The sequence below is a fragment of the Serratia sp. MYb239 genome (assembly GCF_002966855.1).
Lineage (GTDB): Bacteria > Pseudomonadota > Gammaproteobacteria > Enterobacterales > Enterobacteriaceae > Serratia_B > Serratia_B rhizosphaerae.
Window position 1 is genome coordinate 4,239,208 of sequence record NZ_CP023268.1, and the last position, 13,245, is coordinate 4,252,452.

General features: G+C 58.4%; 10 protein-coding genes. 3 read left to right on the forward strand and 7 right to left on the reverse strand.

Going from position 1 to position 13,245, the window contains the following annotated elements; all coding sequences use genetic code 11:
• Together sctV and sctW are read right to left on the reverse strand one after the other, a co-directional pair.
• On the reverse strand, nucleotides 1–2,124 hold the full coding sequence (gene sctV, locus CLM71_RS20285) for a type III secretion system export apparatus subunit SctV (protein ID WP_105232601.1): 2,124 nt from the start codon (nucleotides 2,122–2,124) through the stop codon (nucleotides 1–3).
• Between the two features lie 9 nt (nucleotides 2,125–2,133).
• Nucleotides 2,134–3,264, reverse strand: coding sequence for a type III secretion system gatekeeper subunit SctW (gene sctW, locus CLM71_RS20290; RefSeq protein ID WP_105232602.1), 1,131 nt, complete (start codon nucleotides 3,262–3,264; stop codon nucleotides 2,134–2,136).
• Between the two features lie 284 nt (nucleotides 3,265–3,548).
• Here sctW and CLM71_RS20295 point away from each other — a divergent pair, with 284 nt between their 5' ends.
• From CLM71_RS20295 to CLM71_RS20305, 3 genes are all read left to right on the forward strand, one after another.
• Nucleotides 3,549–4,094 (forward strand): RNA polymerase sigma factor, encoded by a 546-nt coding sequence (locus CLM71_RS20295; RefSeq protein WP_105232603.1) that lies wholly within the window; start codon nucleotides 3,549–3,551, stop codon nucleotides 4,092–4,094.
• A gap of 227 nt (nucleotides 4,095–4,321) precedes the next feature.
• Nucleotides 4,322–5,782: a PAS domain S-box protein gene (locus tag CLM71_RS20300; protein WP_105232604.1), complete on the forward strand. Its 1,461-nt coding sequence runs from the start codon at nucleotides 4,322–4,324 to the stop codon at nucleotides 5,780–5,782.
• A 15-nt stretch (nucleotides 5,783–5,797) separates the two neighbouring features.
• Nucleotides 5,798–6,436, forward strand: coding sequence for a response regulator transcription factor (locus CLM71_RS20305; protein ID WP_105232605.1), 639 nt, complete (start codon nucleotides 5,798–5,800; stop codon nucleotides 6,434–6,436).
• A gap of 66 nt (nucleotides 6,437–6,502) precedes the next feature.
• Here CLM71_RS20305 and CLM71_RS20310 read toward each other — a convergent pair whose 3' ends face one another.
• From CLM71_RS20310 to CLM71_RS20330, 5 genes are all read right to left on the reverse strand, one after another.
• Nucleotides 6,503–9,004: a heavy metal translocating P-type ATPase gene (locus CLM71_RS20310; protein ID WP_105232606.1), complete on the reverse strand. Its 2,502-nt coding sequence runs from the start codon at nucleotides 9,002–9,004 to the stop codon at nucleotides 6,503–6,505.
• Nucleotides 9,005–9,059: 55 nt separating this feature from the next.
• On the reverse strand, nucleotides 9,060–9,269 hold the full coding sequence (locus CLM71_RS20315) for a heavy-metal-associated domain-containing protein (protein ID WP_105232607.1): 210 nt from the start codon (nucleotides 9,267–9,269) through the stop codon (nucleotides 9,060–9,062).
• A gap of 222 nt (nucleotides 9,270–9,491) precedes the next feature.
• Nucleotides 9,492–10,847: a pyridoxal phosphate-dependent aminotransferase gene (locus CLM71_RS20320; RefSeq protein WP_105232608.1), complete on the reverse strand. Its 1,356-nt coding sequence runs from the start codon at nucleotides 10,845–10,847 to the stop codon at nucleotides 9,492–9,494.
• A 62-nt stretch (nucleotides 10,848–10,909) separates the two neighbouring features.
• The gene (locus CLM71_RS20325; RefSeq protein ID WP_105232609.1) at nucleotides 10,910–12,100 is read right to left on the reverse strand and encodes a cysteine desulfurase family protein; all 1,191 of its coding nucleotides are present in this window, start codon (nucleotides 12,098–12,100) and stop codon (nucleotides 10,910–10,912) included.
• Nucleotides 12,101–12,135: 35 nt separating this feature from the next.
• The gene (locus CLM71_RS20330; RefSeq protein ID WP_105233523.1) at nucleotides 12,136–13,005 is read right to left on the reverse strand and encodes a hypothetical protein; all 870 of its coding nucleotides are present in this window, start codon (nucleotides 13,003–13,005) and stop codon (nucleotides 12,136–12,138) included.
• Nucleotides 13,006–13,245 lie beyond the last annotated feature (240 nt).

Genomic DNA, 13,245 nt, shown 5'->3' on the forward strand with positions numbered 1-13,245 from the left:
TTAATCCTCCCAGGGGGTGAGTGAATAAAATGCCGGATCGACATCGAGACGCCCCAGCACTTGAACCGCCAGTGCCGGCTCCAGCTCAGCGAATGAAAGCACCGGCACCGCATGGAAACGCTCCTGGATCAGCGCCCGCAGCGGCCCGCGCAGATCCTGCGCCGCCAGCAGCACCGCCCGCCTGTCCTGCCCCGGCGCGTAGGCCTGCTTCACCTCCTGATGAATCAGCTGGATCTGCTGCTGGCTCAGGGCAAAGAAAATATCGTTCTGGGTCTGGCGCAGGCTGTCGCGCAATGCCTCTTCCAGCTCCGGCGTCAGCAGCCAAGCGTGAATACCGTCCGGCTGGCCGTACTGATGGCAAAGGTGGGTTTTTAGTGTGATACGCACCTGCTCCGTCAGCAGGTTGACGTCGCGTTCGTGCTGGCCGTGTTCGATCAGCGCCTCGCCGATGGCGCGGACGGAGCGCAGCGGGATGCGCTCCGCCACCAGTTTTTGCAGCACGCCGGAAAAACGCGTCAGCGGCATCACCCGCTGCAGCTCCTGCGCCAGCTCCGGCTGTTCGGCATCCAGCCAGCTCATCAGCGCCCGCGTCTCCTGCAGGCCGATAAAGTGCGGGCTGCTGGCGTGGATGGCGTCTTCCATACGCGTAAGCAGCAGCTCACCGGCGCTGTGGCGCGCCAAGTCTTCACGCGCCAGCAGCGGATGGTCTGCCGCCAGCCACAGATAATCTTCCTCACCGCGCGCTTCATCGCCGGGGATCGCCCCTTCGCGCTCCGCCTCGCTCAGACTTTCCAACTGACGCACGTCCAGCGCCGTTAACGCGGTATTGAAGGTGCCGACCACCTTCGGGATCTCATACACCGAAAAGCGAAATTCATCGGTCGGCTGCTTATCGGTAAATTCGATATCAAACGCCGGCAGGGTAAAGCCGAAGTGGTAAACAATGCGGTTGCGCAGCCGGCGGATCTCCTGTACCAGATCCAGCGTCTCCGCCGTACCGCGCCGCGAAGTATGGAACTGGATTAGCCAAGGGCGCGTCGGGTTGAACTGGCGCAGGTCCTCGCGGCCGTTCAGTTCCGGCGGGATCACTTCGTTTTCGATCTGCGGCTTCGCCAGCAGCATTTCCTGCCGCGCGCGCCACACCTGAAAACCGCCGCCGCCGAGGGTGATCAGCGCCAGCAGCGAGAACACCACGCCCGGCATGCCGGGCACCAGCGCAAAGCCGATCATCCCCATCGACGCCAGGATCCACGCCTTGGGCTGGCTGGTCAGCTGCTCGGCGATCTCGCGGCCGACGTTCGGCGTTTCCGTGCTGTCGCTCTCCGAGGAGACGCGGGTAATGATCATGCCGGCGGTCAGGGAGATCAGCAGCGCCGGGATCTGGGCGATCAGGCCGTCGCCGATAGTCAGGATCGAGTAAGTATGCATCGCGTCGCCGGGCGCCATATCCAGCTGCAGCACGCCGATGCTGAAGCCGCCGATCAGGTTGATGCACAGGATCACCAGCCCGGCGATAGCGTCGCCTTTGACAAATTTCATCGCCCCGTCCATCGCCCCGAACAGCTGGCTCTCTTTCGCCAGCTCGTTGCGGCGGTTACGCGCTTGGTGCACATCAATCAATCCGGCGCGCAGATCGCTGTCGATCGACATCTGCTTGCCCGGCATCGCGTCCAGCGTAAAACGCGCCGCTACTTCCGCTACACGCTCCGACCCTTTGGTGATCACCAGAAAGTTCACCACCGTCAGGATCAGAAACATCACCATCCCCACCGCCAGGTTGCCGCCCACCACAAAGTTGCCGAACGCCTCAACGATATGGCCGGCGTCCTGCTGGATCAGGATCTGGCGGGTGACCGAGATCGACAGCGCCAACCGGAACATGGTGGTCAGCAGCAGCACCGCCGGAAAGGTGGAGAACGCCAGCGGTTTGGGCAGATACATCGCCAGCACGATCAGCAATGAAGAGAGACAGATGTTGACGGCGATCAGCATGTCGATCAGCCCCAGCGGCAGCGGGACAATCAGCATAAACACCAGCGCCAGGGCGAACGCCGCGCCGACGATCTCCGAGCGCTGCATCGCGCTGATGGCGATTTTATTGAGGATGGCAAATAGGCTGTTCATCACGCTTCCTTACAGCTTCGACGCGCGTCTGGCCTGCTGACGCTCGTTCTTCAGCAGTTCCGTATTGTGGTTTTCCAGCAGTTTCAGCGCCGTCTGCCGCCCGTCCTTGATTTTCCACAGCCCGATCGGCAAATCGCGCACCAGAGGCAGTACACCGTTAAAGAAAATGGAGAGGTGGCGCGGCTGGGCATCAGTCACCACTTCGTGTCCGAGCTGGCTGAAGTCCTGCTGGAAAGCGCCGTTGTGGCAGATATGCAGCAGACGCCGCGCCAGTTCCACATGGTCCATATCGCCCAACGCCATTTTGCCCGCCATGCGATCCAGCAGCGTCCGGCTCTCTTCCAGGGTGTGATTGACCTGTCCGGCCTCGAACAGCCCGGTCTGAATGTGGCGCAGCGCCCCAGCGCCGATTGACGAGGCCAGCGCGGCGATGTCGTCGGCCAGCGCGCGCTGCAGCGTGCGCAGCCCGATGCTGAAGTCCTGCGGCGCAAAATGCCCCAGCAGCAGATCCACCATCGCCATCGCCGACTGCTGATGCACGATGCTGTCATAGTAAATATTGCGCAGGCTCTGTTTATGCTGCGGATTATCGGTCAGTTCGGCGATCGACCAGGCGGTATTCAGCCCGGCCCGCAGCCGTTCGCCGTGGTGTTGTTCCAGCGCCTCCAGATGCTGCTCCACCGTCTGGCGCAGCTCCTCATCGCCGTCGCTGCGCGCCTCGCGCTCCATCACCCGCAGCAGCAGATCACAGCGCGCCGGATCGTCGTCCAGCATGGCAAGCAGATCGTCGGTTTCCGCCTTGCGCTTCAAGGCGTCCCGCAGCCGCTGCAGCGATGCCTGCTGATGTCCGGCGTCGCGCGCATCAAGCATCGCGTACATTTTATGCAACTCGACCTTGTTCAGCAGATGGCGGTGACGCACGTGGTGCTGGTTCTGACGGCGCTGGTCCGCCTTCTTTTTACTTTCCGCCTTCTCGCCAAACATCAGTCCGGCTTCTTCTTTGATATCGTCGGCGCTGGCCGCGCCCGCAGCGACATGACCGGCGGCCCTGCCGCTGTTTTTATTCTGTCCGACCTCTCCCTGCTTCAGCAGGGCGCGCAGCGGGTTTGGCGTAAAAGCCAGGCTGGAGGATTTCAACATTGCCGGTTCCTCATCAAGATGACTCTCTTTCTGTGGAGCCGGCAGGCTTCAGGTTCCGAAAAAAATAAAAGAATTGAGTTATTGGAAATTCAAATAATCACCAGATGAAATTAGTGCCACTCTTTGCACAAATAATTTTGTTTTTTTGCGGCTTTTTTCTCAGAACATTCTGAACACAAAAATAAAGACAAATAAAAACAACAAATTATTTACAAAATAAGAGTGGCACAGCGCTTGCTATTTAACAGTGAACTCACTGCGATTTTATTTAAGGAGAAATAAAAATGATGAATTCATTCACTGCCAGCGCAATGCCGACCAACGCCATAGATATACCGGTGGACTGGGAAGGTATTTTCAAGCAATCGAACAAAAAGCTGATTAATTTCATTCGAAGGAGAGTCGCCAGTACGGAGGATGTGGAAGATATCGCGCAGATGACCTGCCTGGAAGTGCTGCGCAACCGGCATAAATTTACCGGCGCCTCACTGCCGGAAACCTGGATGTTCGGCATCGCCATCAACCTGATCCGCAACCACTACAAGCGTCAGCAGCACCGTTATCTGTTTGATACGCTGAATGATGAGGTGCTGGAAAATCTGCTGCATGACGACGATCCGAGCGCGCTGACCGAGCATCAGCGGCTGCTCACCACCGCCCTGACCTCGATTGACCGGCTGCCGGAAGAAATTAAACGGATGCTGACGATTTTAATCGACGATGACGGCAGCTATCAGGATATCGCTCAGCAGCTGAATATCCCGATCGGCACCGTGCGCTCCCGTCTGTCGCGCGCCAGAGAAACGCTGAAAAGCCAGGTATTCCGCTGATTGTCGCCGACGCGCCAGGGAAAATAGCCGGTAAAAATAACGTTCAAATAAAAATAATGAAAATCCGAACTAAAATAAATAACCACCGCGCGCCGGTTTAAAAGGGTGTGTATGGCGCGGCAGACCCTATTTTTTCAGAAACTGCTACGTTACTCTGCGTTTTAATACACGGCATTAGCCGCGCTTTCGTCATTACGGCAACGGCGCAATAACAAGGAGATGATCTATTGCAGCGTTTTTTCCACTGGCTCGATCCCTCGCTGACGGCAACGGAGTCTTTATCATCCATCGCGCTTAATCGCATTCACGATGCGATTTACCTGCTCGATCAGGATTTAACCGTAAAATACGTCAATGAACGTGCCTGCAATCTGATGGGATATAGCAAAAAGGCGCTGCTCAGCAGCAACTTTGCCGCCATCGCCCCCGAACTGGCGGATAAAGACGTCGCCGCGCTGTGGTGGAAACTGACGATGCGCCCGGAGGGCATCACCTTTACCTCCCAGCACCGGCATCGCAACGGCGAAATCATCGCCGTCCAGGTCAGTTCCAGCCGCTATCAGCACGGCGGCCGCCCGCATGCGCTGTGCATCGTCAGCGATGTCCGCGAACTGAAGAAGAAGGAGGCGATACAGCACCTGCGGGAGAAGCAGTTCCGCGCGCTGGTCGAGAACTCGCCGGATATGGTGGCGCGCTTCGATCTCTCCTTCCGCTGTATTTACGTCAATCCGCGCGTGCTGACGTGGTTTAACCGCACGGAGAGCCAGATTTCCGGCTGGCAGCTGACCGAAAGCGTGCCGCACCACAACGCCGGCATGGAGCTGCTGCGCCTGATCGCCCACACCATGAGCAGCTCCACCCCGACCGACGGGGAAATCGCGTTAGAGCATCAGAATCAGCAACGCGTGCTGCACGTGCGCAGCGTGCCGGAGTTTAATCTGGAGGGCGAACTGGAGAGCGTGCTGGCCATCGGCCGCGATATCACCGGCATCCGGCTGGCGGAGAAAGAGCTGCGCGACGCACACCAGCAGCTGCGCCTGCTGGCGCGCAATCAGGAGGCGCGGCGCGAGGCGGAACGCAAATATCTGGCCAGCGAAATCCATGACGAACTGGGCCAGCACCTGACCTCGCTGCGGGTCGGGCTGTCGCTGATCCGCATGCAGTCGCCGGAAAATAACGCCGCCGTGCATCTGCAGGTGGAAAATCTGATGCGTCTGGTGGACAGCACCATTCAGGTGGTGCGCGACGTCTCCACCCGCCTGCGGCCGAATATGCTCAATATGGGCCTGCTGCCGGCGCTGGAGTGGCTGCGCGATGAGTTTAACCGCCAGCAGAAGTGCCGCTGCATTCTGATCGCCACCACGGAGAAAAAACTGCAGCTGGATGACCCCAGCACCACCGCCGCCTTCCGCGTGGTGCAGGAGTCGCTGACCAACGTCACCCGCCACGCCAGGGCCAGCAGCGTCTATATCTTTGTGCGCCAGCGCGGCGAAAAGCTGGAGATCGAAGTGGTGGACAACGGCCGCGGCTTCGATCAGCAGCGCGTGCGCTCCAACGCCTGGGGGCTGCCGGGCATGAAAGAGCGTGCGGAAATGCTGCAGGGCTGGCTGACCATCGACAGCAAACCGGGCGAAGGCACCCGCGTACGGCTCAACTTCCCGCTCAACCGACAAAATTTTAATGAATAATAAAGCGAGAAATACATGACCCAGCCAATACGTTTAATGATTGCCGAAGACCACGCCATTATGCGTGAAGGCCTGAAGCAGCTGTTCCTGCTGGACGCCGGCATCAAGGTAGTCGCCGAAGCCGCGGACGGCGGTCGGGTGCTGGAACGCCTGCGCGCCGGCGATGTCGATCTGCTGCTGCTGGATATCTCCATGCCGGGGATCAGCGGCGAGGATCTGATCAACCGCATCAGCAGCCAGCACCCCGGGCTGAAGATCCTGGTGCTCAGTATGTTTAATGAGCCGCAGATCGCCCAGCGCATGCTGGAGCACGGCGCGCTGGGCTATATCACCAAAGATCGCAATCCGGAAGCGCTGCTGAACGCCATCCGCAGCGTCGCCAGCGGCGCGCGCTATATCGATCACGAGCTGGCGCAGAAGATCGTATTCGCCCAGTATCAGAGTAACAGCGCGCCCCACGAGAACCTGACCCTGCGCGAACGGCAGATTATGATTATGCTGGCCCACGGCGAATCAATTAACGCCATCGCCGACACCCTGGCCATCAGCAATAAGACGGTCAGCACCTACAAATCGCGCCTAATGAAGAAGATGGGCTTCACCGCCAATGCCGATATCGTCAAATACGCCATCAGCTACAACCTGGTGCAGTAGGACGCGGCAGAAAAAAATAAGGCACGCTGTCGCCAGCGTGCCTTTTGTTTGCCGTTATTGCCGGGTTCAGTGCCCGTCCGCCTGACGCAGCGGCGGCGTAAAGCGGCGCAGCCGCAGCGCGTTGCTCACCACGAACACGCTGGATAACGCCATGGCGCTGGCGGCAAATACCGGCGACAGCAGGGTGCCGTTCAGCGGATACAGTATGCCCGCCGCCACCGGAATCAACGCCACGTTATAGGCAAAGGCCCAGAACAGGTTCTGTTTGATATTCACCAGCGTGGCTTTCGACAGCGCAATCGCGCTGGAGACGCCGCCCAAATCGCCGGACATCAGCACCACGTCGGCAGCCTCGATGGCGATATCCGTCCCGGTGCCGATGGCGATGCCCACGTGCGCGGCGGCCAGCGCCGGCGCATCGTTGATGCCGTCGCCGACGTAGGCCACCGGCCCATACTCGGCGGCAAGGCGCTCAATGGCCGCGACTTTGCCGTCCGGCAGCACCTCGGCCACCACTTCATCAATCCCCAGCTGACGCGCAATCGCCTGCGCGGTGCGGCGGTTGTCGCCGGTGATCATTGCCACCTTCAGCCCCAGCTCGTGCAGCGCCTTAATCGCCGGCAGGGTGGTGTCTTTGATCGGGTCAGCCACCGCGATCATCGCCGCCAGCCGGCCATCGATGGCGACATACAGCGGCGTTTTGCCCTCATCGCCCAGCCGCGCGGCATCTTCCGCCATCTGCGCCACGTCCAGCCCCAACTGCTGCATATAGCGATCCGCGCCCACCGCGACGGTTATTCCCTCGATATCGGCGTTCACGCCAAAACCGGTAACCGACTCAAAGCGCGTAATGGTCGACAGCGGCACGTTTTCCTGCTGTGCGGCATCGACAATGGCACGGGCGATAGGGTGTTCCGATTTGTTTTCCACGGTCGCCACCAGCCCCAGCACCTGTGCGCGCTCAAAGCCGTTCGCCAACACCAGATCGGTCAGCTCCGGGCGCCCTTTGGTGAGGGTGCCGGTTTTATCTACCGCCACCACGGCCGCATCCCGCAGCGACTGCAGCGCTTCCCCTTTGCGGAACAGCACGCCCAGCTGTGCGGCACGCCCGGTGCCCACCATAATGGAAGTCGGCGTCGCCAGCCCCATGGCGCACGGACAGGCAATAATCAGCACCACCACCGCATTCACCAGCGCAAACGACAGCGCTGGCGACGGCCCGAAGAACAGCCAAACCAGAAACGTCAGCAGCGCCACGGTCATCACCGCCGGCACAAACCACATGGTGATGCGATCCACCAGCGCCTGGATCGGCAGCTTGGCGCCCTGCGCCTGCTCCACCATGCGGATAATCTGCGCCAGCATGGTGTCGCTGCCGACTTTGGTCGCCTTAAACGTCAGCGAGCCATTCTGGTTGACGGTGCCGCCGACCACTTCGGCGCCGCTTTTTTTCTCTACCGGTACCGGTTCGCCGCTGATCATCGACTCGTCGACAAAGCTTTCGCCCTCCAGCACTTCGCCATCCACCGGGATGCGTTCGCCGGGACGGACTTCAATAATGTCCTCACGTTTGACCTCAGCGATATCCACCTCCGCCGCCTTACCGTCACGCAGCACGCGGGCGGTTTTGGCCTGCAGGCCGATCAGCCGTTTAATCGCCTCCGAGGTATTGCCCTTGGCGCGGGCTTCAAAGTAGCGCCCGAGTAAAATCAGCGCGACGATCACCGCCGCAGCTTCGTAGTAGACGTTGACCGTGCCGGCCGGCAGCCACTGCGGCGCAAAGGTAGCCACCAGCGAATAACCGTAAGCGGCGCTGACCCCGGTCGCCACCAGCGAGTTCATGTCGGGCGCACCGCGCAGCAGGGCCGGAATACCCTTCTGGAAGAAACGTAAGCCGGGGCCGAACAGCACGATCGTGGTCAGCACAAACTGCAGGTACCAGCTGTTCTGCGTGCCGATGGTGCGGTCGATCAGGGCATGCATGCCCGGCACCAGATGCGAACCCATCTCCAGGATGAAAACCGGCAGCGCGAAACAGACGGCCACCAGCAACGCCTTTTTCAGCGAGCGCAGTTCTGCCGCCTGACGCACCGCCTGATCGGCGGTATCGCTCTTATCGGCGGCGATCGTCTGCGCCTCGTAACCCGCCTGCGCGACGGCGGCGATCAGGTCGTCGGGATTCACCCCGGCGGCCACCTGCACCTGCGCCCGTTCGGTCGCCAGATTGACCGTGGCCTGCTCCACGCCGTCTACCGCAGCCAGCGCGCGTTCAACCCTGCCTACACACGATGCGCAGGTCATGCCGGTCACCGACAGGTTGATGGTTTCCAGCTCCACCGTGTAGCCCGCGTCATTAACCGCCTTGACCGCCGCCGCCACATCGGGCACGCCGTTAAAGGTGACGAATGCGCGTTCGGTGGCCAGATTGACGCTGGCATCGGCAACGCCGGGCACCGCTTTGAGCGCGCGTTCCACGCGCCCCACGCACGAGGCGCAGGTCATGCCTACGACGGGGAAATTGATTGCCGTTGACGCTTTAGACTGGGATGCCGTCGAATGCGTGTTCATAAAAACTCCTCCTGCGACAGCGCCCTGTCATACCACAGGGCGCTCCTTTTACTGTTCAGTCAGACTCGACGCTGGCGTGGAAACCGGCCGCGGCCAGCTCGGCCATCAGTTCGGCGTCGTCAACGCGGCTTGCGATAATCACCCGCTTCGTCGCCGGATCGGCATCGACCTGCGCCTGCGGATCCCGCGCTTTGACGGTTTTGGCGATCGAGGCGGCGCAGCCGCCGCACTTCATCGTCGGAATATGCAGCTGTAGATGATTCATAAATGGCTCCTTGCGTAAGTTGATCTCCATCGTCAACCTTGACCTAACGTCAAGGTCAATCCTTTTTTACAACGTATTTCTTTTTTTATTTGACGCGGCGGCGCTCAGAGAAATCAGCGCCGCGCGGGAGAGTGGCGTTACCAAACGATCCGTTGTTCGGCCGCAGCGATGTGCTCCTGCACTGCGGCCCATATTATTGAATGGATTAAACGTCAGCGGGCGTTATTCCCGCAGGTACTGCGCGTTTCTCAAGGCAATAATAGCATCTCTGACTCTGGGCAAAGCGTTTTCTATCTGTTCCGGCAGCACGGCGCATACTGCAGCCCTGAACCACCATTCGGCGCGCGTCATGCCAAAATAGCTAAAAGGCACAACCGCCAGGCCCGCATGGTCGATAAGATACCGGCTCACATCCTCAGGCGTGCGCAGTACCTGACCTGCAGGCGTAACCCGGCCCGCCAGGTTAAACTGCATCGACAGATAAATGCCCCCCATCGGCGCCATAGCGTCTACCGGCAGCCCTTCCTCTTTCATCCGTTGCATGCCGCCATGCAGTAACTGCAGAGAGTTAAATATCCGGGTTTTAAACGTTGCCAGGTGATCCTGCAACAGCGCGTGATTATGCAACAATGCCGCCATGGCCAATTGTTCCGCCTTTGGTGCAATAGCGCCGATATGCTCAATCATTAATTTCATTTTATCAATGACGTCCGCCGGCCCCATGCCCCACCCCACGCGCAGCCCCGTCGCGGCGAAGGCCTTGGAACCGCCGTCGACCACGATCGTATACTCTTTTAACTCGGGCCTGAGCTGCGCCGGCTGATAATGCGGCAACGCCTGATAGGTCAGCATCCAGTAGACCTGGTCAAACACCATGTACAGCGGCTTCTGCCGGCCGCGGCGCCGTCGGTTTTCCGCCACCACCAGATCGCAAATCTCCTCCAGCGCCTGCCGGGAGAACATCGTCCCCACCGGGTTTTGCGGCGAACACAGGGCGATCGCCCGCGCATCCTGTATATGGGGCGCAAAATCCTGCGCCGTCGGCAGGAACTGATTTTCCGCCGTGGTTTCCACCGCCACGCCCCGAGCGCCGCACAGGGTCGCATAGTACATATTGTTCCAGGAGGGCGCGGGATAAATCACCGTGTCGCCGGGATCGGCCACCGCCAACAGCGCCAGATACAGTAAAGGACGCGCGCCGCCGGAAATAATAATTTCACTGTCGGGATCATAATCGACCTGGAAACAGCGTTTGGTCAGGCCGGCGATCGCCTCACGCAGCGGCAGTACGCCTTCTAACGGCGGGTAATCATGCTGATTATCCGCGTAGGCCTGATAAATGGCCTGACGCAAGACGCCGGGCAGCGGGAAGCGCGCGGGGTCAAAATCGCCGATAATCAGGTCGCAGATCGGCCGGCCGTCGTCAATCTGCCGCTGCACATAGGACGCCAGCTTGATAATGCCGGAATAGTCCAGCTCCAGCGCCAGACGCGACAGGCGCCCGGCGGACGCTTCGCACAGCCCCTGCCCGCCGGCGACATCGTCAATATTCGCGGGTTGGCTTAATATCTCATTCATAGATATGACCTTTATACTCGTGACAACCAATGACTCTTATTGCCTGATACGGGAGTGTGGAATTAATCGGCATAGGCTGACGACAGCATGCGCAGCGCCTGATTAACCGCCGCCAGAGCGACGTCGATATCTTCGTCCCTGGTAGGCCAGCCCAGACTGAAGCGCAGGGTAGCCTGAGCCAGCTCTTCTGACAGCCCCAGCGCGGTCAGCACATGGCTGGGTGACAGGCTGCTGGATGAACAGGCCGATCCGGTACTGACCGAAACGCTCTTTTTCAGAAGATTAAGCAGCCTGGCGCCGTCCACCTGTTTGAAAGAGATATTCGAGACGTGGGGCAGACGGGGAGAGCTTCCCCCGTTTATCTGGACGTTCTCCCACTGCGCCAGCGCCCTTTCCAGCCGGTCACGCTGGGACTGCGCCTTTGCCATCGCCTGCGGCAGACGCTCGGCCGCCAGTTCCGCCGCCTTGCCAAACCCGACGATGCCCGGCACATTCAGCGTGCCGCCCCGAATACCCTGCTCGCTATTGCCGCCGGTAATCTGCGGATGAAGGTCGACAATTTTTTTGCCGTTTTTCCGCCGCAGATATAACGCGCCGATCCCTTTCGGCCCGTATATCTTGTGCGCGGAACAGGTAAGAATATCGATCGGGCACTGCTGCACATCGATCGGGATTTTGCCCGCGGCCTGCGTCGCATCTGACATAAAGAGAATGTTGTGCCGTTCGGCGATGGTGGCAATGTCTGCTATCGGGTTAATTACCCCCAGCTCATTATTGGCGTACATCACGCCGATCAGGATGGTTTCCGGCGTAATCAATGCCTCGAGCGCAGCGAGGTCGAAACGGCCATCCTGCAAAGGCTTGATTAAAGACACCCGGGCGCCTTCACGCTCCAGATCCTTCAGGGTTGCCAGCGTTGCAGGATGTTCTATCGAGGAGGAAATAATATGATTGCCACGGGATTTGCAGGCCGCATACGCGCCGCGCAGCCCCAGATTATTACTTTCGGTGGCGCCGGAGGTAAAAATAATCTCGTTCGCCCGCGCATGAAGCAATTTCGCAATCTGCTCACGGCTGCGCTCGACCGCCAAGTGCGCTTTAAACCCCTGCTGGCTGGAAATACTGGCGGCGTTGCCAAAGTGATGACAAAAAAACGGCAGCATTTCCGCCAGGACTAACTCATCGCAGGGCGTGGTCGCGTTGTAATCGAGATACAGCGGCATATTCTGTGGGTGTGGTTTGTTTACAGACATCGACGTTTCCTTTTATTGATTATCGGGTGAAACGATCACGCTTCTGCCGCCAGCCGTTCGGCGCAGTGAGACGTCGAGTGGATGATGTAATCGTCGTCATCAAACGATGAAAGGAAGATGTTGGTAATTTTCACCGCTCTGTCGCCGATGCGCTCATTACGCAGAAACAGCTTCATCGCCACGTCTGCGCCGTTGATCACTTTGTTGTAGTCATCGGTTTCCGAAAAATCGATAATATGCAGCGCGTGGGCCTGCGGATGCAGTTTTGCCACGCGGTCATAAACGTCGCTGTAGTGCTGGGCCATGATCACCGGGCACTTTGCCGTCCATACGTCTTTTGATTTCGACTCGGCAAGCAGTACGCGCTGCCCTTCCTGATTAACAAAAAAGATTTTCGTCAGCGATTCCGCCTCTTCTATCTCCAGTTCAGGCAACGGCGTGGTTCGATGAAGATCGAGAATACGCCTTAGCGTCTGTATGCCGCGGTTTTTACAGGTTCTTTCACCCTGTATCATCATCCGTTCACGCTTGACGATTTTAGACTGCGCCAAAATAGCGTCCAATTCCTTGGGTAACTCCCCGCTTTCCTCCGCATCATCCGTATTATTTAACTGCGTCGGGAGTATTTCACATGACTCGGCGCCGCATTGCAGCCCAAGGTCGTCGATTAAAATACCAAGAGAGATCTTCAAATTCTTTTTATGATTGACGATCGCATTACTGGCGATATCTAAAGCATGATGCAATGATTTTTTTGCGAACTCATTAACAGGGTAGCGGGGATCGTAATGGCCGCCTTCGAGATAAAATGCCGGTATTTTCGGCGTATAGTGATTAACTTCACGATGAATAACGCCAAGGATCTTATCTTCTAAATCACTTAATGTAAGATCGTTCATTTTCATTACCTTGCCCTTAATAAATTTAACGACACCCCCTGAGACAGCAAGCATATTGCCGCTGACGAATAATATAAAATCCATATCAAAACAATGATTTCCATTCATATACCAAATAGTAAATGACAGATATATCATTGACATACATATCGCATAGCGAATGTAAGTTTTAGCTTCCCTTTCTACGCGCCAACGTAAACCTTCCCCCTAGTGGAAGGTCAACAGGTTTAATCTTATGGAATCTAA